This is a genomic window from Tistlia sp., assembly GCF_040905785.1.
GTDB lineage: Bacteria > Pseudomonadota > Alphaproteobacteria > Kiloniellales > DSM-21159 > Tistlia.
Genome location: NZ_JBBDQW010000072.1, coordinates 217005 through 237902 on the forward strand (window position 1 = coordinate 217005; position 20898 = coordinate 237902).

Consider the following 20898-nt stretch of genomic DNA (forward strand, 5'->3'; position numbering starts at 1 on the left):
TTGGCGCGGGGGCCGTCGGACATGAAACTGCAAAGTGGCCGTCGGTCCGCCCCTCCGAAAGGAGCAGATCGCGCCGGGAAACGAGGACGACCCATGAAGCAAGCCGCCCAGGTTGCGGAACTCGAAGATGGCCGGGGCGACGAGCACGACTCCTCCCGCGACGCCGTCCAGACCGAGATCCGGAAGCTCGTTGCGCGCGGGCAGGAGCGGGGCTACGTCACCTACGACGAGCTGAACCGTGCGCTGCCGCCGGAGCGCGTCTCCCCGGAGCAGATCGAGAACGTCATGTCGATGCTCTCGGGCATGGGCGTCGAGGCGGTGGAGGCGGAGGAGGCCGAGGAGGCCGCCGAGGTCGATCTCGAACCGAGCGAGACCGCCGCGGCACCGGAAGCCGGCAACATCAGCGACGACGCGGGACGCAGCGACGATCCCGTCCGCCTGTACCTGCGCCAGATGGGCGCGGTGCCCCTGCTGTCGCGCGAGGGCGAGATCGCCATCGCCAAGCGCATCGAGGCGGCGCGCGAGCAGATGATCGGCGGCCTGTGCGAGAGCCCGCTCACGATCCAGGCGCTGCTGGCCTGGCGCGAGGCCCTGCTCGAGGGCCGCATCATGCTGCGCGACATCATCGACCTCGAGGCGACGATGGCCGACAGCGACGGGCCGGCGAAGGGCACCGACGCCGGCGCCGCCGAGTCGACCGCCAAGGGCACCGACAAGCCGGCTGCCCAGGCCGGCAGCGACGAGGGCGACGAAGAGGAGGAGGACGAGGAGGTCCTCTCGATCGCGGCGCGCGAGCAGCAGGTGCTGCCCGAAGTCCTGGAGACCTTCGACCGGATCGCCGCCGCCTACGCGGCGCTGGTCGAGGTGCAGAGCGCGCGTCTCGGCCACATCGAGCGCGGCGAGAAGGTGCCCGAGGAAATCGAGGCGCTCAACAGCGAGTACCGCAGCAAGGTCGTCGGCATTCTGCAGGGCGTCCACTTCAGCAACGCGCGCGTCACGCAGCTGCTCGACCAACTCTATCAGCACAGCCGGCGCCTCACGAGCCTCGAGGGTCGCCTGATGCGCCTTGCCGAGGCCCACGGGGTGCAGCGCGAGGACTTCCTGAAGCGGCACCAGGGCCGTGAGCTCGATCCGCGCTGGCTGTCGAAGGTCGCGCGCCTCTCGCAGCCGGGGTGGGCCGCCTTCGCCGCGAAGGAAAAGGCCGCCGTCCAGGAGCTGCGCGCCCAGATCATCCAGATCGCAGAGGACACCGGCCTGCCGATCAGCGAGTTCCGCCGTGTCGTCACCACCGTCCGCCGGGGCGAGCGCGAAGCCGAACGGGCCAAGTCCGAGATGGTCGAGGCGAACCTGCGTCTGGTCATCTCGATCTGCAAGAAGTACCGGAACCGCGGCCTGCAGTTCCTGGACCTGATCCAGGAGGGCAACATCGGCCTGATGAAGGCGGTCGACAAGTTCGAGTACCGCCGGGGATTCAAGTTCTCGACCTATGCGACCTGGTGGGTGCGCCAGGCGATCACCCGCTCGATCGCGGACCAGGCGCGTACAATCCGCGTCCCCGTCCACATGACCGAGAGCGTCAACAAGATGCTCCGCACCAGCCACCAGCTGCTCCACGAGCTCGGCCGCGAGCCGAGCCATCAGGAGCTGGCCGAGCGTATGGGCATGTCGGTCGACAAGGTCCAGAAGATCACCAAGATAGCGCGCGAGCCGGTCTCGCTCGACTCGCCGATCGGGCAGGAGGACAGCGACGCCACCCTCGGCGACTTCATCCGCGACGAGAATGCCGTGGCGCCGCTCGACGCCGCCATCTCGTCCGGCCTGCGCGAGAGCACGACACGCATCCTCGCCAGCCTGACCCCGCGCGAGGAGCGCGTGCTGAGGATGCGCTTCGGCATCGGTATGAACGCCGACCACACCCTCGAGGAGGTCGGCAAGCAGTTCTCCGTGACCCGCGAGCGCATCCGCCAGATCGAGGCCAAGGCGCTGAGGAAGCTCAAGCATCCGACGCGCAGCAGGCAGTTGCGGACCTTCCTGGACGTCTGAAGCCTCGGGCGAGGGGACCGAAGCTCCCCGCTCCAGGCTTGCCCGCACTTGGGCACGCCGCGGCCACAATCGTCCTCCACATTGGCTACTCAGGAGCGGTCCGTGACAGAAGCGCCGGCCAGAGTGGCTTGGCGCAGGGCCAGCGGACCGCTCGGGCCGGGAGAACGAGCATGGTCATCGGCGAGCAGGCGGAGGCGGGGGGCAGCAGGGCGGTTGCGCGCCGCGGCGCCACGCCGCTGCCGTTGCCGGCCGGCCTCCACGAGCGGGTGGAGCGCGTGGCGGCCGACCTGCTGAGACCGGACGGCGAGCCCCCGGTCGACTTCACCGAGCCCTACGGCGAGCCGGCACTGACCCGACCCGACTCGGTCAGCTGGCAGATCTTCCGAAATCCCGTCTCGCTGATGATCGGTGGTGTCGCGGCCGTGATCCTGGAGCTCGCCGAGCCCCGGGTCCGTACGGCGATCTGGGACCAGAGCAGCTTCCGCAGCGACCCCCTGGGGCGCCTGAAGCGCACCGGTCTGGCGGCCATGATCACGGTCTATGGCCCTCACAGCAACGCCGAGACGATGATCGCCGGAATCCGGCGGATCCACGAGCGGGTCCGCGGCAAGGCGCCCGATGGCCGCGTCTACCGAGCCAGCGAGCCGGAGTTGCTCGGCTGGGTGCAGGCGACGGCCTCCTACGGCTTCCTGCAGGCCTATCACCGCTATGTCCGGCACCTCGAGCCGGCGCAGCGCGACCGTGCCTACGCCGAGGCCGCGGTGGCCGCCAGGCTCTACGGCGCCACCGAGGCGCCGCGCAGCGAGGCTGAGAGCGAGGCGCTCTTCGCCCGCACCGCCAGCACGCTCTCCGCCTCGCCCATTGTCTTCGAGTTCCTCGACACCGTCGCCCGCACGCCGGTGCTGCCGCGCGGCCTGCGCGCCTTCCAGCCGCTGCTGATTCGCGCTGCCGTCGACCTCGTCCCGGCGCCGATCCGGCAGACCCTGGAGCTGGGTCCCCAGCACGGCCTGGCCGCCTGGCAGCGCCTGACGGTGCGGGTCGCGGCGCGCACGGCCGACCGCCTGCTGCTGCGCAGCCACCCGGCGGTCCAGGCCTGCCGTCGTCTCGGCCTGCCCGACGACTACCTGCTCGGCCGCTAGCCGGAGGCGGCGCTCAGACCTCGTCGACCTCCAGAACGTAGTCGCCCTCGGGGATGGCATTGCCGATCAGCGCGCGGATGCGCGGCTCGATCTCCGACTCCTCGAAGATGTCGGCGCCGGCCAGGGCGCGGCGCAGGTCGACCTCGCGGCCGATGAACTCGAGCAGCACCCGCGAGGCCGCCGGCTTGCGGCCGCGGCGCACCGGGCCTCCGGTCTGCACGCCGATCAGCTGGTCGATGCGGCTGCTGTAGGAGGGGAAGAGCATGACCTGGGTGACCGAGTTGCGCAGCATCGTCTCGTACTCGATCACCAGGATGCGCTCGGCAAGCAGCAAGGCCGCGCCCAGGTACTTCGAGACGTCGCTGTGGCCGTCGCGCGAGCGGGTGACCTCGATGTTCTTCCAGTAGGTCAGGCCCTGATGGCCGAAGATCTGGACCAGCGACTTGATGATCTGGCCGGGATAGCCGAAGGAATAGAAGTAGCGGTAGTAGAACCCGTGGTAGCGGTCCAGGGAGCCGCTCTCGCGGTAGAGCGCCTCGAGGTGGCGCAAGGGCTCGCGCAGGGGGCCGTTCTCGAGCGGCCGGCGGCGCAGCGAGACCAGCTCGGCGAAGCGCTCGGGCTCGAGCAGCATCTCCGACTCGGTGACGCCGAAGAAATCGCAGATCCGCCGCATGTTGTGGCGCGACGGGCGCGACGTGCCGCCGAGGTACTTGTTGAACTGCTGGCGGTTGAAGCCGAGCTTGCGGCAGGCCTCGGCGATCGAGGGATGGTAGCTGCAGAGCTGGCCGAGGTTGGCCGGAAAGGGATCGGGGGAGGGGCGGTCGCTCATCGCCCTACCGCATACCGACGCCCGATCCGTGTCAAGTCGCGAAGCTTCGCGCAATTGCCAGCGGCCTCGCCGCTCGCCTCTGATGTCGGCAGAAGCTCCGCGTCCCCTTCGGGCCATCGGGGCAGCAGAGCAGAAAGGGCAGGGGCCATGAAGACGGTCAGCACGTTTCCCAGGGCGGTGCGGGAGCTGGAGCACGTCGAGGTCCCACTGTCCGACGGCTGCCGCCTGGCGGCCCGGATCTGGCTGCCGGAGGACGCCGAAGCACAGCCGGTGCCGGCGATCCTGGAGTACATCCCCTACCGCAAGAACGACGGCACGATGGCGCGCGATTCGGTCAGCCATCCTTACACCGCCGGCCACGGCTACGCGGTGGTACGCCTCGACCTGCGCGGCTCCGGCGAGTCCGACGGCGTGCTGAGCGACGAATACACCGCCCAGGAGCTGCAGGACGGCGTCGAGGCGATCGCCTGGATCGCGGCGCAGCCCTGGTGCGACGGCTCGGTCGGCATGATCGGCATCTCCTGGGGCGGCTTCAACGGCCTGCAGATCGCGGCGCTGCAGCCGCCGGCGCTGAAGGCGGTGATCACGCTCTGCTCGACAGACGACCGCTATGCCGACGACATCCATTTCATGGGCGGCTGCCACCTGATCGACAACCTGTCCTGGGCTTCGGTGATGCTCGGCTACAACACGCTCCCGCCCGACCCGCGCCACCGCGGCGAGGCCTGGCGCGAGCTGTGGAAGCTACGCCTCGCGCGCAGCGGGCTGTGGCTCAAGACCTGGCTGGAGCACCAGACGCGCGACGCCTACTGGAAGCACGGCTCGATCTGCGAGGACTACGGCCGCATCCAGGTGCCGGTCTTCGCCGTCAGTGGCTGGGCCGACGGCTACTGCCGGTCGGTCTTCCGGCTGATGGAGCATCTCGAGGTGCCGCGCCTCGGCCTGGTCGGCCCCTGGGCGCACAAGTACCCGCACCTCGGCCGGCCGGGTCCGGCAATCGGCTTCCTGCAGGAGGCCCTGCGCTGGTGGGACCACTGGCTGAAGGGCGCGGCCACCGGGATCATGGAGGAGCCGCAGCTGCGGCTCTTCCTGCAGCACGCCGCCGAGCCCAGGAGCGCCTACGAGAGCCGCGCCGGCGAATGGATCGCCGAGCCCTCCTGGCCCTCGCCCAACGTCGAGCGCCGGCACTTCCGGCCGAGCGCGGCCGGCGGCCTGGCGGAGGCGATGCCCGAAGCCGGCGAGACGCTGCGCACCATCCGCTCGCCGCTCGGCGTCGGCCTGGCGGCGGGCAAGTGGTGCTCCTATGCCGTGCCGGGCGACCAGCCGGTCGACCAGCGCGCCGACGACGCCGGCAGCCTGGTCTTCGAGACGGCGCCGCTGGAGCGGCCGCTCGACATCGCCGGCGACGCCAGGCTGGAGCTTTCGGTCGCCGCCGACCGGCCGGTCGCGATGGTCGCGGCGCGTCTGGTCGACGTCGCGTCCGACGGCCAGGCGACACGGGTCAGCTACGGCCTGCTCAACCTGACCCACCGGGACGGCCACGAGCAGCCCGAGCCGCTCGAGCCCGGCCGGCGCTATACGGTGGTGGTGAACTTCAAGCACGTCGCGCAGCGCTTCGAGGCCGGACACCGCCTGCGGCTGGCGATCTCCAGCAGCTATTTCCCGCTCGCCTGGCCGTCGCCCGAGCCGGTCACCCTGAGCGTCGAGTTGTCCGGCACCGCGCTGGAGCTGCCGGTGCGCAGGGCGCCCGAGGGCGAGGTGGTGCCGCGCTTCGCTGAGCCGGAAGGTTCGCCGGCCCAGGTCCGCGAGCGGATCGCAGAGCCCGAGGTCTACTGGCGGGTCGTGCAGGACCACGCCGCCGGGACCACGACCCTGGAGCTCGCCGAAGGCGGCGGGACCTTCCGTATCGTCGACAACGACCTTACGATCAAGGACCAGACCTGGGAGCGCTACGGTTTCGCCGGCGACGACCCGGCCAGCGCCTTCGGCGAGGTCCGCTCGGAGCACGCCCTGAGCCGCGGCGACTGGAGCGTGCGCTCGGTCACCGAGACCCGCCTCGCCTGCGAGCGCGACCACTTCGTGATCGAGGCGCGCCTGCGGGCCTGGGAGGGCGAGACGCTGGCCCACGAGCAGCGCTGGAGCGAGCGCATCCCGCGCAAGTTAGTTTGACACCCCTGCGCTCACAGACGCGGAATTCGCGCCAAGTCGCGCAGGGGTGCGAAGTTGCACCGAAGGTTGGCGATCCCGTCTAATGGTGCGGGACAAGCAAGAGAGCAGTCGCGATTCCAGCAGCGGCGGCCAGACAAGGAGGCGAGAGCAATGACCAGCAAGCAGCAGCAGAATCATTTCGGCGCGCTCAGCCGGCGCAGCCTGCTCAAGGCCGGCGCGACGGCGGGCGTCGTCACGGCGACCCTGCCGATCACTGGCGCGATCTGGGCACAGAGCGGCACGGTCCTGAGGGCCCGCGCCTATGCCGACCTCGACGCCCTCGATCCGGGCTTCTACCAGAACGCCTACAACGTCGACGTGATGAACTGCATCTACTCCAAGCTGGTCCGCTACAAGCCCGGCCGCGAGTGGGGCTGGGAGCTCGAGGCGGCCGAGGAGATCGAGCAGGTCGACGAGACCCACATCCGCTTCAAGCTCCGCCCCGGTATCCAGTTCACCGGCGGCTACGGCGAGATGACCGCCGAGGACGTCAAGTTCTCCTTCGAGCGCGTGATCGAGCACGACTCGCCGATCAAGGGCGACTGGGGGCCGCTCGACCACGTCGAGGTCACCGACACCTACAGCGGCGTCATCGTGCTCAAGGAGCCGTTCCAGCCGCTCTGGAACATCACGCTGCCCTACGGCGCCGGCCACATCGTCTCCAAGAAGGCGGTGATGGAGAAGACCGGCGACGGCAGCAGCTTCGGCATGGAGCCGCCCTGTTTCTCGGGCCCCTACGTGCTCGAGGAGTGGAAGCCCGACCAGTACGTCAAGCTGACCCGCAACCCCGAGTGGGCCGGGCCGGCCCCGGGCTTCGACGAGATCCGCATCATCCCGATGGACGACGACAACACGGCGGAGATCGCCTACGAGGCCGGCGACATCGACTACACCCAGATCAGCCTCGCCTCGCTCGACCAGTACAAGGACCGGATGCCGGCCGACACGGCGATCGACGAGTACCCCTCGCTGTATTACGTCTGGCTCGGCATGAACCTGGACAACCCGGCCCTGGCCAACCCGGACCTGCGCCAGGCGATCCAGTGGGCGGTCAACGTGCCGCAGGTTCTCGACGCCGCCTACTTCGGTCAGGCGAAGCCCTCGACCGGGATCATCGCGCCGGGCCTGATCGGGCACCGCGAGCAGTCCCAGATCCCGCCCGAGGGCGACCCCGACCGAGCGCGCGAGCTGCTGAAGAAGGCCGGCGCCGAGGGCACCCGCCTGACCCTCGACACGCTCAACGCCTCGACCTGGAAGACCGTGGCCGAGGTGATCCAGGCCCAGCTCGCCCAGGTCGGCCTCGACATCCAGATCAACGTGCAGGATTCCGGCTCCTTCTGGACGCTCGGCATGGAGAGCGAGGGCGACCGCTGGAAGAACATGCAGCTGATCATCAATCGCTTCTCGATGGTCCCGGATCCCTACTACGCGACCGAGTGGTTCACCTGCGAGCAGGTCGGCGTGTGGAACTGGGAGCGCTTCTGCAGCGAGGAGTTCGACCGCCTGCACGCCGAGGCGGTGGGCGTGACCGACGAGGCGGAGCGCGGCGCCATGTATCGCAAGATGCAGGACCTGATGGAGGAGAGCGGCGCCTACCGCTTCCTCACTCACGAGGGCACCCCGATCATGCACCGACAGAGCGTGGTGCAGCCGGCCGAGCGGCCCGACGGCCGGCCGCTCTACCGGCACTTCGAGCCGGCCTGAGCCGGGCCGGAGGCGGCAGGGGGCCCGGACCCGGTGTGGATCTACTTCGCGCGGCGGCTGATCCTCTCGATCCTCGTGATCGTGATCGCTGTCACGCTGCTGAACGTGATGCTGCACCTGGTGCCGGGCGACCCGGCCGTGATGATCCTGGGGCCGCGCGCGACCCCGGAGCTGATCGAGGCCTTCCGGATCAAGATGGGCCTCGATCAGCCCTTCCACGTGCAGATGGCCACCTTCTTCTGGCACCTGCTGCAGGGCGACCTCGGCACCGACGTCTTCACCAACCGCTCGGTCGCCGACATCGTCTTCGACCAGCTGCCCTTCACCCTGACCCTGATCAGCGTCTCGATCCTCTGGGCCTCGGCGATCGGCATCCCGCTCGGCTGCTTCTCGGCGATCCGGCGCAACAGCCTGCTCGACAAGGTCGCCGGCGTGCTGTCGGTCAGCGTCATCTCGATCCCGGCCTTCGTGATGGCGCTCTACGCGCTGCTGATCTTCGCGGTGGCGCTGAAGTGGCTGCCCGCGATCGGCGCCGGTGAGGCGGGCCTCGGCAACCGCCTCGAGCACCTGATCCTGCCGGCCTTCACGGTCGGCGTCTCCTGGGTCGGCTACATCGCCCGGGTCGTGCGGGCCTCGATGCTCGAGGTCCTGGGCGAGACCCACGTCAAGATGGCCCGGGCCTTCGGCCTGACCGAACGGCGCATCGTCTTCGGCTACGCCCTGCCGATCGCGATCCTGCCGACCGTCACCCTGCTTGGCGTCGGCGTCGCCTACCTGGTCTCGGCCTCGGTCTTCGCCGAGGTCATCTTCGCGCGCCCCGGGGTCGGCGCGCTGATCGTCAACGCGGTCGACTCGCGCAACTACCCGATCGTGCTCGGCTGCGTCCTGGTGACGACGGTGCTGTTCGTGCTGGCAACCCTGGTCTCCGACCTGGTCAACGCCCTGCTCGACCCCCGCGCCCGGGAGCAGCTGTGATGGAGGGGGCGGCCGTGCCGGCCCGCCGGCGCCTCGGCGAGAGCGCCCTGGCGCAGTACCTGGGCCAGCTCTGGCGCAACCCCATGGGCATGCTCGGCCTGACGCTGGTCCTGCTGGTCGTGCTCTCGGCGCTGCTGGCCGACTGGATCATGCCCTACGACCCGCTGCAGATCTATGCCGGGCCCCGCTTGGCCGCGCCCTCCTGGGAGCACTGGTTCGGCACCGACCAACTGGGCCGCGACATCCTCTCGCGGGTCATCGCCGGCGGCCGGGTCGCGCTCCAGGTCGCCGCCGCGACCATCGCCGCCGCGCTCAGCCTCGGCATCGCGCTCGGCCTGGTCGCCGGCTACGGGCCGCAGTGGCTCGACAACCTCCTGCTGCTGCTGTTCGACGCCGTGCGCTCCTTCCCGGTGATCATCTTCGCTCTGGCCCTGGTCACGCTGCTCGGGCCGAGCCTCTACACCGTCATCCTGGTGGTCACGATCTCCTCGGTGCCGATCTACGCGCGCATCGTACGCACCCAGACCCAGGCGCTGAAACACAACGAGTTCATCCTGGCCGAGCGCGCCATGGGCGCCGGCCCCTTGCGCATCCTCGGCGTCCACCTGCTGCCGAACGTCGTCGGGCCGCTGCTGATCCTGGCTTCCATGGACGTGCCGCTGGTGATCGCGGTCGAGGCCGGCCTGTCGTTCCTGGGCATGGGCGTGCGGCCGCCGACGCCGAGCTGGGGCACGATCCTCAACGACGGCTACAGCTACATCCGCAACTCGCCCTGGCCGGTGATCGCGGGCGGTGTCCCGATCGTCGTGGTGACGCTCGGTTTCACCTTCCTGGGCGAGGCGCTGCGCGACATCTTCGATCCCAAGCTGAGGCGCGACCTGTGAGCGGCGAGGTCGGTGCCAACGTGCTCGAGGTGCGCGATCTCTCGCTCGACTTCGGCAGCCCGCGCGGCCGCATCCACGCCCTGCGAGACGTCTCGCTGACGGTGCCCAGGGGCCGTATCGTCGGGGTCGTCGGCGAGAGCGGCTGCGGCAAGTCCTCGCTGGTCTACTCGATCATCGGCCTGCTCGCCGGCAACGCCGAGATCACCGGCGGCACGCTGCTGTTCGAGGGCCGGGACCTGCTCGGCCTGTCGGAGCGCGAGCTGAGGGCGATCCGCGGCCAGCGGCTCTCGATGATCTTCCAGGACCCCATGACCGCGCTCAACCCGGTGCAGACCATCGGCCGGCTGATGACCGACATCCAGTATCGCAGCGGCCGCTCGAAGGCGGAGCGGCGGCGTCAGGCGGTCGAGATGCTGGAGCGCGTCGGCATTCCCGACGCCGAGAGCCGCCTGTCGGCCTACCCGCACCACTTCTCCGGCGGCATGCGCCAGCGCATCTGCATCGCCATGGCCCTGCTGGTCGAGCCGGCGCTGCTGCTCGCCGACGAGCCGACCACGGCGCTCGACGCGACCCTCGAGGTGCAGATCGTCCACCTGCTCAAGCGTCTGCAGCAGGATATCGGCTGCGCGGTGCTGTTCGTCTCGCATCATCTCGGCACGGTCGCCGAGCTGTGCGACGACGTCGTCGTCATGTACGCCGGCGAGGTCGTCGAGAGCGGGCCGGTGCGGGAGATCTTCCACCGCCCCTCGCATCCCTACACCCGGGCGCTGCTGGCCTGCGATCCCGGCCGGATCAAGGAGGCGACCCGCACGCTGCCGACGATCCCGGGCGAGCTGCCCGACCTGCGCGAGCCGCCGGCCGGCTGCATCTTCAAGGGGCGCTGCCCCGAGCGCTTCGAGCCCTGCGACACGATCAAGCCGCCGCCTTTCGCGCTGGAGCGCGGCCACCAGGCGGCCTGTCACCTGTGCGACCCCGCGCGCCGCGACGGTGAGGCGCTGCCGTGAGCGCCCTGCTCGAGATCGAGTCCCTGCGCGTGCGCTTCCGCACGCTCGGCCCGCTGAAGGCGCGCCTGACCGGGGTCGCCGATCCCTTCATCGACGCAGTCTGCGACGTCTCGCTGGCGATCGAGGAGGGCGAGACCCTGGGCCTGGTCGGCGAGTCCGGCTCCGGCAAGTCGACCCTGGCGCGCGCGGTCATGGGCCTGGTGCCGGTAGCGGAGGGCAGCATCTCGGTCGCGGGCGAGCGCATCGACGGCCTGGGCGCGCGGGCACTGGCGCCCTACCGCCGGCGCATGGCGATGATGTTCCAGGATCCCGTCGGCTCGCTGTCGCCGCGCCTGACGGTGCGCTCGCTGCTGGCCGAGCCGTTCAAGATCCACGGCGTCGGCGGCCGCGACCTCGACGCCGAGGTCCGGCGCCTGCTCGGGCTGGTCGGTCTGACGCCGGATTTCGCCGGCCGCTTCCCGCACCAGCTCTCCGGTGGCCAGGCGCGGCGCGTCGGCGTTGCGCGGGCACTGGCGCTCGAGCCCCGGCTGATCATCGCCGACGAGCCGACGGCCGGTCTCGACGTGTCGGTCCAGGGCGAGGTGCTCAACCTGCTGGCGCGCCTGCAGGGCGAGCTCGGCCTCTCGATCCTGATCATCACGCACAACCTCAACGTCGTGCGCCACGTCACCGACCGCATGGCGATCATGTATCTCGGCCGCTTCGTCGAGCAGGGTCCGACCGAGGAGGTCTTCCACCGGCCGCGGCACCCCTACACCGAGGCGCTGCTCTCGGCGAATCCGGAGCCTGACCCCGACGCCGTGCTGAACCGGGTCGAGATCCGCGGAGAGGTGCCCAGCCTGCAGCACCGCCCGCCCGGCTGCGAGTTCCACACCCGCTGCCTCTATGCCCGGGAGCGCTGCCGCCTCGACCCGCCCGGCGTCAGCATCGAGGGCCCGGCGCACCGCTACACCTGCCACTTTCCGCTCGGCGGATAGGCTCGTCAGCGCCTGAGCCGGTGTGGGGCGAGGAACGCCGGCGCCCTGCCTGACGTTTTCCGCCTATCTGCCACATCAACAGATCGAACGAGGAAAACCCCGATGTCAGGCGCCACCGACAAGGCCAAGGGCAAAGTCAAGGAAGTCGCGGGCAAGGTGACCGGCGACCGCAGGACCGAGAGCGAAGGCAAGACCGACCAGGCCAAGGGCAAGGTGAAGGAGGCGGTCCATGACGCCGACCAGCGCGCGAAGGGCGTCGGCGACTCGCTGAAGAAGGAGTCGCGCGACGACGCCAAGAAGAGCGGCTAGCCCGCCGGGGCTGACGGACGGCCCGACTCCGGCAGCGGCCTGCCTCTCAGGCCGCCGCCTGCAGCCTATTGCCGGCAGGCGTTGCCTTCGGCGCGCCAACCGGTCACCCGGCCCTCGACCAGCGCGAAGGTGGTCTTGCAGCGGCTGGTAACGAGGTGGCCGGGCATCCCGCCGTAGGGCACCGTGTAGACCCGGTTGCCGACGACCCGCGAGCGGTAGTGCGGCGGCGAGCCTGGCAGGTAGTTCTGGTACTGGACGTTCCAGGTCAGGTAGCGGGCGTCCTCGCCTTCGTAGACGCTGTCGGGCGGTCCCCAGGCCTGGACCAGTTGCCGCTCCTCGACGCCGACCCAGGATTCCAGCATCGTCTGGTACTTCGCCTCGGTCGCGCAGGCCGCCAGCAGGACCAGGGCGATCAGCGCCCAAGCCTTTCTCATGAAGAACCTCCGGTCGCTCGACGAACAGCAGGCATCTGCCGCTCACAACGCCCGGCCGCGCCTGCGGGTTCGTTGGCCGGCCGAGTACAGGTCTCCGCTCCCGCCCAGGCGCCGAGCCGGTTGCGAGCGCCCCGCCTCGGCCAGCGTTTTGCCCAGACGGTCCATCAGGTCGCCGGCGGTGACGATTCCGGAGGGCGAAACATCGAGCCCGGCCGCACGCAGCTTGCGCGCCACCCAGGTGTTGCAGGTGTTGAACAGGTGGAACTCGCCCCGAGCCTCGTAGAAGTGGCTGTCGGGGTAGAGACCCGGGGCGACGGGCACCGCCCGCGCCTGCTCTCGCACGAAGTCGTCGGCAATGGCGCCGACCAGCCGGCGGAAGCCGGCGTCCGTCAGGAAGACCCGCAGGATCTCGCTGTCCGGATCCTCGGGCGCGGGCGCGCGGGCGAGCCCGGCCAGATGCATCACCGCGGGCGTCGGGACCAGCGCCGCCTCGAGCGTCATGCCGAGCGTCTTCTCGCGCGCCGGATAGTACTCGCGGTCGCCCCAGCCGAACTCCAGGAAGGCCGCCTCGGGGAAGTCATCGACCTCTGGCAGCAGCCCGGTGGCCGCTACCTCGGCGCGGTCGGCCACGATCGCGCCGTGCCAGCCGTTGCTGACGACCTCGACGGCGTGCACGCGCGGGCCTTCGTCGGCCGGCACCGCCTCAAGCGGCGCCCCGTCGGGCGGTGCCGCGCAACCGAGCAGAGTCGCGACGCAGGCGAGCCAGCAGAGGGTCCGGAGCCGGCCGGCGGGATGGGGGCGAGGGCGGGTCATCGGCCAAGGCTAGCACCGACCTGCGTCCGGCACGAGATCGCCGATTCCACCGAACGGCCGCCAGGGGCCCGGGCGATTCCGCTGGACAGGCGCGGAGCGGCGACGCTTTTCTCTGACATGCGGGGGGCTGGGGCGGTAAGACCGACGGAAAGAGGCGGCATGACCGACCACTGGCGACTCACTGCCACGGCGATGGCCGCCGGCCTGCGCCACGGCAGCATGACCAGCGAGGCGCTGGTGGCCTCCTGCCTGGCCCGCATCGCCGAACGGGAGGCCGCGGTCCAGGCCTGGGAGTGGCTCGACCCGGAAGCCGCGCTGGCCGAGGCGCGGGCGCGAGACGCGGCGCCCGCCAAGGGGCCGCTGCACGGCGTGCCGGTCGGCATCAAGGACATCATCGACACCTGCGACATGCCGACGGCCTGCGGCTCGCCGATCTACGCCGGCCGGCGGCCGGAGCGCGATGCCGACTGCGTGGCGCGGCTGCGCGCCGCGGGCGCGGTGATCCTGGGCAAGACGGTCACGACGGAGTTCGCCACCTTCCGGCCCGGCAAGACCCGCAACCCCCGCGATCCCGACCACACGCCGGGCGGCTCCTCGAGCGGCTCGGCGGCGGCGGTAGGGGCCGGCATGGTGCCGCTGGCGCTCGGCAGCCAGACCGTCGGCTCGGTGATCCGGCCGGCCTCCTACTGCGGCGTCGTCGGCTTCAAGGCGAGCCAGGGCCGGCTGTCGCTCGAGGGGGTCAAGCCGCTGGCCGTCGATCTGGATTCCCTCGGCTGCTTCGCCCGCACGGTCGCCGACGTCGCCCTCTGGTTCGCGGCGCTCGCCGGCGAGCCGCCGCCCGCGGCCGACGCCGCGCCCCGCCGGATCGCCCTGGTCCGCACCGCGCAGTGGCAGGAAGCCCGGTTGGAGACGCGCCAGGCGGTCGAGGCCGCGGCCGAGGTCCTGGCGCAGGCCGGGGCCGAGGTGGTCGAACCGTCGCTGCCGGCGGAGTTCGAGCGGCTGGCGGCGTTGCAGGACGTGATCTTCTGCGCCGGCGCGGCCGCGGCCCTGGCCCCCGAGCGGGCTGCCCACCGGTCGCTGCTCAGCCCGCAGCTGCAGGCGATCCTGGAGCGCGGCGCGGCGGTGTCGGCCGATGAGCTTGCCCAGGCTGCGGGCGTCGCCCAGCGCTGCCGTGAGCGGTTCGACCAGCTGTTCGGCGAGGTCGACCTGGTGCTGGCGCCCGCTGCGCCGGGCGAGGCGCCGGCCGGCCTGGAGTCGACCGGCGATCCGCTGTTCAGCCGGATGTGGACGCTGCTGCTGGGACCCTGCCTGAGCCTGCCGGCGGCACGCGGGCCGAAGAACCTGCCGGTCGGCGTGCAGCTGATCGGGCGGCGCGGCGCGGACCGGACCTTCCTGGGTGACGCGCTCTGGGCCGAAGCCGCCCTCGGGCTGGCCTGAGGCGCCCGGCGCTCAGCCCGTCGCCAGAATCCGCTCGACCTGTTCCTGGATGCGCAGGGCGGTGCGGAAGTCGGGCAGCAGGTGGGGCCGGCCGTCGAGCAGCTTGACAAGCTCGTCGAGCTGCAGGCGGTAGGCGTCGAGCGCCGGGTTCTCGATCTTGGGCAGCGCCGGCTGCCAGTCCTCGCCGTCGCTGCGCCACAGCCGGTAGAAGTCGGTGAGCCGCAGCGACCGGCGCGCGCCCCAGAGCGTGAACTCCACGAGATCGGGCCCGGCGCCGCCGACCGAGCCGGCGAGGCTGACCGGCAGGCCGCCGCAGTCAAGCTGCGCCAGGACGTGGGTCTCGGCGGCCTCGGCTTCGCGCGGGTAGGCTGCCGAGGCGGATACCAGGCGGCCGGGCCCGAGCAGCCTGTCGGCGAGGTAGAGGAAGTGCGTCGCGACCTCCCGGGTGAAGCCGCCCTCGGCGCGCTTCGCCAGCCAGGCCGCGCTGTCCTGCCAGCCCCGTGGCCAGCGGCCGAAGTGCAGCCGGATGTCGGCGCCGGCGAGCGCGCCCAGGCTGCCGTCCCTCAGCGCCGTGCGCATCGCGGTGGCGCCGCGCGCCGAGGCCAGGGCCATGTTGACCGCCTGGGGCCGGCCGCTCGCCTCGACCAGCTCCGTGAGCGCGCGGCTCTCGGCCAGGTCGACCCCCAGCGGCTTCTCGCAGAATACCGCCTTGCCGGCGGCCACTGCCGCCCGGGCATAGACGGCATGGGCGCGCGGCGGCACGCCGACGTAGACGAGGTCGCAGTCGGCCGAGCCGATCAGGGCCTCGGCGCTCTCGGCGACGTGCAGCCACGGAAAGTCCGCGACCGCCGCGGCGCGCGCCTCGGCGCTAAGGTCCCAGCCGCCGACGACCTGCAGGCGTTCCTGGGTCGGCATGTTGGCTAGCATCCGGCGCCCGATCACGCCGAGCCCGATCACCGCCACCCGATAGACGCTCGCCATCGCCCGACTCTCCCACTAGCCTGCCGACGCGCAGACAAGAAAACACCCCGGCGCAGCGACCAGGCCCGGTCGGCGCGGCGGCAGCTTAGCGAGGAGACCCCGCCGATGACCAGCGCGCTTCCCGAGACCATGACCTTCATCGACCTGCCGAGCTTCGGCGGCCCCGAGGCGTTGGTTCCGGCGACCGGACCGCTGCCGAAGCCGGGGCCGGAGGAGGTTCTGGTCAAGGTCGCGGCGGCCGGCGTCAACCGCCCCGACGTCATGCAGCGCCAGGGCAACTACAACCCGCCGCCGGGCGCCTCGCCGGTGCCGGGCCTGGAGATCGCCGGCGAGGTCGTGGCGCTCGGCGCGGGCGTCGCCGACCTGAAGACGGGCGACCGGGTCTGCGCCCTGGTCGGCGGCGGCGGCTACGCCGAGTACTGCGCGGCGCCGGGGCCGCAATGCCTGCCCGTGCCGGAAGGCCTGAGCCTGCTCGAGGCGGCGGCGCTGCCCGAGACCTACTTCACGGTCTGGACCAACGTCTTCGAGCGCGGCCGTCTCAAGGCCGGCGAGACGCTCCTGGTCCACGGCGGCTCGAGTGGCATCGGCACCACCGCGATCCAGCTCGCCCGCCAGTTCGGCGCGCGCGTCTTCACGACGGTCGGCAACGCCGAGAAGGCACGCGCCTGCGAGGCGCTCGGCGCCGAGCGGGCCATCAACTACCGCGAGGAGGACTACGTCGCCGTCGTCAAGGAGCTGACCGGCGGGGCCGGCGTCGACCTGATCCTCGACATGGTCGGCGGCGACTACCTGCCGCGCGACGTCGAGGCCCTGGCGGTCGAGGGTCGGCTCGTCCAGATCGCCTTCCAGAAGCCGAGCCGCATCGAGTTCGACTTCCTGCCGATGATGCTCAAGCGGCTGACCCTGACCGGCTCGACCCTGCGCCCGCGCACGGTCGAGCAGAAGGCGGCGATCGCCCGGCAGCTGCGGGAGAAGGTCTGGCCGCTGCTGGCCGCCGGCGCGGTCCGGCCGGTGATCTTCGAGACCTTCCCGCTGCGCGAGGCGGCGAAGGCCCACGCCCTGATGGACAGCAGTCGGCACATCGGCAAGATCATGCTCGACTGCGGGTGAGGGGGCGCCGCCGCTACCCGAGGGGAGGGTCTCGGCCACGGCGCATTCATGGTTCGACAAGCTCACCATGAAGCGAGGGGGTGGGCTGGCGCCGGCCTCTCCGGGCGCTTCATGGTGAGCCTGTCGAACCAGGGAGCGACCCTTGCGCCGGCGGCGAGGCTGGGCGACGCGGCAGTGGCGCAGGGACGGTGCGCTTGCATGGTTCGACAAGCTCACCATGAAGCGAGGAGGTGGGCTGGCGCCGGCCTCTCCGGGCACTTCATGGTGAGCCTGTCGAACCAGGGAGCGCCTCTTGCGCCGGCGGCGAGGCTGGGCGACGCGGCAGTGGCGCAGGCGGTGCGCTGGCATGGTTCGACAGGCTCACCATGAAGCGACGGGCCATGAAGCGACGGGCCATGAAGCGACGGGCCATGAAGTGACGGGCCATGAAGCGACGGGACGACCGGGGCGGCCGCCGCCGCTGCTGTCGCAGGCAGGGCACCGGGCGGACAGAAGGCCTCCGCCGCCCTCACATGCCCAGGTAGGCCTTGCGCACGCGGTCGTCGTCGAGCATCTCGCGGCCCTTGCCCTCGAACTCGACGCGGCCCTGCTCCAGCACCCAGGCGCGGTCGGACAGCGCCAGGGCGTGGCGGACGTTCTGCTCGACCATCAGCACGGTGACACCCTCGTCGCGGATCCGCCGCACCACCCCGAAGATCGTCTCGACCACGATCGGCGCCAGGCCCAGCGAGGGCTCGTCCAGCATCAGCAGCCTCGGCAGGCCCATCAGCCCGCGGCCGATCGCGCACATCTGCTGCTCGCCGCCCGACAGCGTGCCGGCACGCTGGCCCTCGCGCTCGAGCAGGCGCGGGAAGATCTCGAAGACTTGCTCCAGCGTGCGGGCGCGCGCCGCCTTGGCGCGGGCGTGCAGGGAGCCCAGCTCGAGGTTCTCGCGGACCGTCATCGAGGGGAAGAGCTTGCGCCCCTCGGGCACCAGGATCACCCCGGCCTCGACCCGCTTGCGCGGCGGCAGCCTCTCGATGCGCTCGCCGGCCAGGCGGATCTCGCCCTGCCAGGTCGGCAGGATGCCGGCCACGGCGCGCATCGTCGTGGTCTTGCCGGCGCCGTTGGCGCCGACCACTGCGCCGATCATGCCGGCCTCGATCGCCAGGTCGAAGCCATGCAGGATCGGCACGTCGCCGTAGCCGCTGTGCAGGCCGCTGATCGCCAGCATGGTCATGGCCGTGGCGCCTCCCCGGACGGGGCGGTGCCGGGCTCGGCCAGGAAGCTGTCGCCGAGGTAGGCCTTGGTGACCTCGGGGTCGGCGATGATCTGCTCGGGCGTCCCTTCGGAGATCGCCACCCCGTGGTGCAGCACGTAGATCCGGTCGGACAGGTTCATGATGACCTGCATGACGTGCTCGACGATGACCATGGTGACGCCGGCGTCGCGCACCCGCCCCAGCACCTCGATCATGCCCGCGACCTCCGAGGGGGTCAGGCCGGCCATGACCTCGTCGAGCAGCATCAGCTTCGGCTCGGTCGCCAGGGCCTTGGCCAGTTCGACGCGCTTGCGGCCGCCGACCGTGAGCTCGCTGCCGAGCTTGTCGGCCTGCGGCTCGAGCCCGACCAGGGCCAGGACCTCGCGGGCCTTCTCGCGGGCGCGGCCGGCGTCGCGGCGGTGGTTGAAGGCACCGACCAGGACGTTGTCGGTGACGGTCATCTCGGCGAAGGGCTTGACGATCTGGAAGGTGCGGGTCATGCCGCGCTTGCAGATGTCCGAGGGCTTGTGGCCGAGGATGCTGGCGCCCTCGAAGCGGACGTCGCCCTCGTCCGGCTTCAGGAAGCCGGAGATGACGTTGAAGAAGGTCGTCTTGCCGGCGCCGTTCGGGCCGATCAGGCCGACGATCTCGCCGGCCTCGACGCGGAAGTCGACGGCGGAGACGGCGGTCAGGCCGCCGAAGCGCTTGGTGACGCCCTCGGCCTCGAACAGGCTCATGGACGGCTCCCGCCGGTACCGCGGTCGGCGCGGCGATCCGCGCTCCGGCCGAACCGCTTGCGCAGGCCGGCGAGCCACGGCAGCACGCCGCCCGGCATGCCGAGGACGACCGCCATCAGCAGCACGCCGTAGAGGATGATGGCGAGGCCGCCGCCGCCGCCGGCGGCCAGGTAGTCGAGGTAGGTCAGGAACTTCTCGCCAAACGGCAGATCGCTGGCGATCAGCGCCGAGAGCGAGACGCCGGTGCCACCGCCCTCGAAGATCACGCGCGTCGCCTCGCCGACCGGGATCAGGATGAAGGCGCCGACGATCGGGCCCATCACGGTGCCGGCGCCGCCGATCACCGCGCCCAGCAGGATCTCGACCGAGACGCGGCCCACGACCATGTCGTCGGGCACGATGTACTGGGTGTACTGGGCATAGAAGGTGCCGCCCATGCCGGCGAGCGCGGCGGAGAGAGCGATCGCCTGGATCTTGCAGCGCTTGGTCGGCACGCCGACCGCCTCGGCGGCGTCCTCGTCCTGGCGGATGGCGTGCAGGTAGTAGCCGAAGCGCGAGCGCGCGATCCAGGCGACCAGGCCGATCGAGCAGAGCATCATGACCAGGGCGATGTAGTAGTAGGGCTCCTTGTCGCGGAACTGGAACTGCCAGAAGGTCGGCTCGGGCGAGAAGGGCAGCAGGATGCCGTTGGCGGCGCCGACATAGTCCCAGTGCAGCAGCACTAGGCGCGTGATCTCGGCGAAGGCCACGGTGACCAGGGCGAAGAACGGCCCCCTGAGGCCGTAGTGGAAGCTGACCAGGCCGAGGCCGGCGCCGAAGGCGCCCGTCACCGCCGCGGCGACCAGCATGCCGAACCAGGGCGACAGGCCGAACTGGACGTAGCAGACCGTCGAGACGTAGGCGCCGATGCCGAAGAAGGCGGCGTGGCCGATCGAGAGCTGCCCGGCGAAGCCGCCGACGATGTTCCAGGCTTGGCTCATGAAGCCGAAGAAGAAGATCAGCACGAAGACGTGGAGCAGGGCCGGGCCGGTCAGGCCGAGCGGCATCACCGCCTCGACTGTCTCGGACTCGGCGACCAGGGGCAGCCCCAGCAGCAGCGCCAGCACCACGAGGTAGAAGGGGTTGACCCGCAGGCGGCTCACCTCAGGCGCCCCTGCTGCCGAACAGGCCCTGCGGGCGGAACAGCAGCACCAGGATGAACAGCACGTAGACCGCGAGGTCCTTGAGCGAGGGCGAGGGCATGACCAGCGCGCCGACGCTCTCGACCACGCCGACGATCAGCGCGCCGGCGACGGCGCCGGGAATGTTGCCGAGGCCGCCGAGCACGACGATGACGAAGGCGACCAGGGTGAACTTCGGGCCGATCACCGGCGCCACGTAGAGGAAGGGCGTCATGGTGATGCCGGCGATGGCGACGCAGGCGATGCCGAGCCCGAAGGCGATCTTGTACATCCGGCGCAGGTCGATGCCGACGGCCAGCGAGCCCTCGTGCTCCTCCGCGCAGGCCCTGAGCGCCTTGCCGGTGTCGGTGCGCTGCAGGAACAGCCAGAGCGCGAGGCACAGGCCCATGGAGATGGCGAAGGCGGCGACCCGGGTCCAGCCGACGCGCGTGCCGGCGATCTGCATGGTGGCGGCGGCGTAGTCCAGTTTCAGGCTCTGGAAGTCGGCCGAGAAGAGGTACTGCGCCAGCGCCTGCATCAGCAGCGACAGCCCCAGGGTCAACAGGATCTGGATCGCGTGGCTCTTGCCGACGACCGGCCGGATCAGCGTCGCCTGGACCGCCCAGCCGAGCGCGAAGAAGAGCGGCAGCGCCAGCACTGCGGTCATGTAGGGGTCGACGCCGAGCAGCACCGAGGCGAAGTAGGCGGCGTACATGCCGAACATCAGGAACTCGCCGTGGGCGAAGTTGATGATGTCCATGACGCCGAAGATCAGCGTGAGGCCGACGGCGACGAGGGCATAGACGCCGCCGATCATCAGCCCGCTGATCAGGGCCTGCAGATAGACGTCGGACATGGGCTGAGACGGTCCCTAGGGCACTTGGCGGCAAGGAGGGAGCGGCGGGGGGGGGGGG

Annotated in this window: 19 protein-coding genes; 11 read left to right on the forward strand and 8 right to left on the reverse strand. The window is 71.0% G+C overall.

Annotation, left to right across the window (positions count from 1 at the left end):
• Positions 1 to 93: 93 nt before the first annotated feature.
• Entirely contained in the window at positions 94 to 2043 is a 1950-nt protein-coding gene (gene rpoD, locus WD341_RS16865; RefSeq protein ID WP_368426649.1) for an RNA polymerase sigma factor RpoD, read from the forward strand.
• Positions 2044 to 2213: 170 nt separating this feature from the next.
• The gene (locus WD341_RS16870; protein ID WP_368426650.1) at positions 2214 to 3182 is read left to right on the forward strand and encodes an oxygenase MpaB family protein; all 969 of its coding nucleotides are present in this window, start codon (positions 2214 to 2216) and stop codon (positions 3180 to 3182) included.
• 13 nt (positions 3183 to 3195) lie between these two features.
• Here the strand turns inward: WD341_RS16870 and WD341_RS16875 are convergent, their stop codons facing one another.
• Positions 3196 to 4011 (reverse strand): helix-turn-helix domain-containing protein, encoded by an 816-nt coding sequence (locus WD341_RS16875; RefSeq protein WP_368426651.1) that lies wholly within the window; start codon positions 4009 to 4011, stop codon positions 3196 to 3198.
• A 147-nt stretch (positions 4012 to 4158) separates the two neighbouring features.
• On the opposite strand from WD341_RS16875, the gene WD341_RS16880 reads away from it, so the two are divergent.
• From WD341_RS16880 to WD341_RS16910, 7 genes are all read left to right on the forward strand, one after another.
• Positions 4159 to 6180, forward strand: coding sequence for a CocE/NonD family hydrolase (locus WD341_RS16880; protein ID WP_368426652.1), 2022 nt, complete (start codon positions 4159 to 4161; stop codon positions 6178 to 6180).
• A gap of 150 nt (positions 6181 to 6330) precedes the next feature.
• Positions 6331 to 7923 carry an ABC transporter substrate-binding protein gene (locus tag WD341_RS16885; protein WP_368426653.1) on the forward strand — a complete coding sequence of 531 codons (1593 nt, stop codon included), beginning with the start codon at positions 6331 to 6333 and terminating at the stop codon, positions 7921 to 7923.
• Positions 7924 to 7956: 33 nt separating this feature from the next.
• Positions 7957 to 8898, forward strand: a complete 942-nt coding sequence (locus WD341_RS16890) for an ABC transporter permease (RefSeq protein ID WP_368426654.1) — start codon at positions 7957 to 7959, stop codon at positions 8896 to 8898.
• Entirely contained in the window at positions 8898 to 9782 is an 885-nt protein-coding gene (locus tag WD341_RS16895; protein ID WP_368426655.1) for an ABC transporter permease, read from the forward strand. Before WD341_RS16890 ends, WD341_RS16895 begins: the two co-directional genes overlap by 1 nt.
• The gene (locus WD341_RS16900) at positions 9779 to 10786 is read left to right on the forward strand and encodes an ABC transporter ATP-binding protein (RefSeq protein WP_368426656.1); all 1008 of its coding nucleotides are present in this window, start codon (positions 9779 to 9781) and stop codon (positions 10784 to 10786) included. Before WD341_RS16895 ends, WD341_RS16900 begins: the two co-directional genes overlap by 4 nt.
• Positions 10783 to 11763: an ABC transporter ATP-binding protein gene (locus WD341_RS16905; RefSeq protein ID WP_368426657.1), complete on the forward strand. Its 981-nt coding sequence runs from the start codon at positions 10783 to 10785 to the stop codon at positions 11761 to 11763. The genes WD341_RS16900 and WD341_RS16905 overlap by 4 nt, the downstream gene beginning before the upstream one ends.
• 102 nt (positions 11764 to 11865) lie before the next feature.
• A complete protein-coding gene (locus WD341_RS16910) occupies positions 11866 to 12072 on the forward strand; it encodes a CsbD family protein (RefSeq protein WP_368426658.1) in 207 nt (68 codons plus the stop codon).
• Between the two features lie 65 nt (positions 12073 to 12137).
• Here WD341_RS16910 and WD341_RS16915 read toward each other — a convergent pair whose 3' ends face one another.
• Together WD341_RS16915 and WD341_RS16920 are read right to left on the reverse strand one after the other, a co-directional pair.
• Positions 12138 to 12506, reverse strand: coding sequence for a hypothetical protein (locus tag WD341_RS16915; protein WP_368426659.1), 369 nt, complete (start codon positions 12504 to 12506; stop codon positions 12138 to 12140).
• 42 nt (positions 12507 to 12548) lie between these two features.
• Positions 12549 to 13319: a DUF2459 domain-containing protein gene (locus WD341_RS16920; protein ID WP_368426660.1), complete on the reverse strand. Its 771-nt coding sequence runs from the start codon at positions 13317 to 13319 to the stop codon at positions 12549 to 12551.
• A gap of 159 nt (positions 13320 to 13478) precedes the next feature.
• Here WD341_RS16920 and WD341_RS16925 point away from each other — a divergent pair, with 159 nt between their 5' ends.
• Complete coding sequence (locus WD341_RS16925; RefSeq protein WP_368426661.1) at positions 13479 to 14756, forward strand: amidase; 1278 nt, start codon at positions 13479 to 13481, stop codon at positions 14754 to 14756.
• 12 nt (positions 14757 to 14768) lie between these two features.
• On the opposite strand, the gene WD341_RS16930 is transcribed toward WD341_RS16925, so the two are convergent.
• Positions 14769 to 15737: a Gfo/Idh/MocA family protein gene (locus WD341_RS16930; protein WP_368426662.1), complete on the reverse strand. Its 969-nt coding sequence runs from the start codon at positions 15735 to 15737 to the stop codon at positions 14769 to 14771.
• A gap of 105 nt (positions 15738 to 15842) precedes the next feature.
• On the opposite strand from WD341_RS16930, the gene WD341_RS16935 reads away from it, so the two are divergent.
• Complete coding sequence (locus WD341_RS16935) at positions 15843 to 16847, forward strand: NAD(P)H-quinone oxidoreductase (RefSeq protein ID WP_368426663.1); 1005 nt, start codon at positions 15843 to 15845, stop codon at positions 16845 to 16847.
• Between the two features lie 508 nt (positions 16848 to 17355).
• On the opposite strand, the gene WD341_RS16940 is transcribed toward WD341_RS16935, so the two are convergent.
• The 4 genes from WD341_RS16940 to WD341_RS16955 are packed head-to-tail and all read right to left on the reverse strand — an operon-like array spanning position 17356 to position 20840.
• Positions 17356 to 18066, reverse strand: a complete 711-nt coding sequence (locus tag WD341_RS16940) for an ABC transporter ATP-binding protein (RefSeq protein ID WP_368426664.1) — start codon at positions 18064 to 18066, stop codon at positions 17356 to 17358.
• Positions 18063 to 18824: an ABC transporter ATP-binding protein gene (locus WD341_RS16945; RefSeq protein ID WP_368426665.1), complete on the reverse strand. Its 762-nt coding sequence runs from the start codon at positions 18822 to 18824 to the stop codon at positions 18063 to 18065. Before WD341_RS16945 ends, WD341_RS16940 begins: the two co-directional genes overlap by 4 nt.
• A complete protein-coding gene (locus WD341_RS16950; protein ID WP_368426666.1) occupies positions 18821 to 19966 on the reverse strand; it encodes a branched-chain amino acid ABC transporter permease in 1146 nt (381 codons plus the stop codon). The genes WD341_RS16945 and WD341_RS16950 overlap by 4 nt, the downstream gene beginning before the upstream one ends.
• 1 nt (position 19967) lies before the next feature.
• Entirely contained in the window at positions 19968 to 20840 is an 873-nt protein-coding gene (locus tag WD341_RS16955; protein ID WP_368426667.1) for a branched-chain amino acid ABC transporter permease, read from the reverse strand.
• Between the last annotated feature and the right edge of the window lie 58 nt (positions 20841 to 20898).

Excerpts from the sequence above, each read along its gene's own strand:
- WD341_RS16875 (WP_368426651.1), bottom strand. The coding sequence starts at position 4,011 with ATGAGCGACCGCCCCTCCCCCGATCCCTTTCCGGCCAACCTCGGCCAG.
- WD341_RS16955 (WP_368426667.1), bottom strand. The coding sequence starts at position 20,840 with ATGTCCGACGTCTATCTGCAGGCCCTGATCAGCGGGCTGATGATCGGC.
- WD341_RS16870 (WP_368426650.1), top strand. The coding sequence starts at position 2,214 with ATGGTCATCGGCGAGCAGGCGGAGGCGGGGGGCAGCAGGGCGGTTGCG.
- WD341_RS16915 (WP_368426659.1), bottom strand. The coding sequence starts at position 12,506 with ATGAGAAAGGCTTGGGCGCTGATCGCCCTGGTCCTGCTGGCGGCCTGC.
- WD341_RS16895 (WP_368426655.1), top strand. The coding sequence starts at position 8,898 with ATGGAGGGGGCGGCCGTGCCGGCCCGCCGGCGCCTCGGCGAGAGCGCC.
- WD341_RS16945 (WP_368426665.1), bottom strand. The coding sequence starts at position 18,824 with ATGAGCCTGTTCGAGGCCGAGGGCGTCACCAAGCGCTTCGGCGGCCTG.
- WD341_RS16885 (WP_368426653.1), top strand. The coding sequence starts at position 6,331 with ATGACCAGCAAGCAGCAGCAGAATCATTTCGGCGCGCTCAGCCGGCGC.
- WD341_RS16880 (WP_368426652.1), top strand. The coding sequence starts at position 4,159 with ATGAAGACGGTCAGCACGTTTCCCAGGGCGGTGCGGGAGCTGGAGCAC.
- WD341_RS16940 (WP_368426664.1), bottom strand. The coding sequence starts at position 18,066 with ATGACCATGCTGGCGATCAGCGGCCTGCACAGCGGCTACGGCGACGTG.
- WD341_RS16920 (WP_368426660.1), bottom strand. The coding sequence starts at position 13,319 with ATGACCCGCCCTCGCCCCCATCCCGCCGGCCGGCTCCGGACCCTCTGC.
- WD341_RS16925 (WP_368426661.1), top strand. The coding sequence starts at position 13,479 with ATGACCGACCACTGGCGACTCACTGCCACGGCGATGGCCGCCGGCCTG.
- WD341_RS16910 (WP_368426658.1), top strand. The coding sequence starts at position 11,866 with ATGTCAGGCGCCACCGACAAGGCCAAGGGCAAAGTCAAGGAAGTCGCG.
- WD341_RS16935 (WP_368426663.1), top strand. The coding sequence starts at position 15,843 with ATGACCAGCGCGCTTCCCGAGACCATGACCTTCATCGACCTGCCGAGC.
- WD341_RS16930 (WP_368426662.1), bottom strand. The coding sequence starts at position 15,737 with ATGGCGAGCGTCTATCGGGTGGCGGTGATCGGGCTCGGCGTGATCGGG.
- rpoD (WP_368426649.1), top strand. The coding sequence starts at position 94 with ATGAAGCAAGCCGCCCAGGTTGCGGAACTCGAAGATGGCCGGGGCGAC.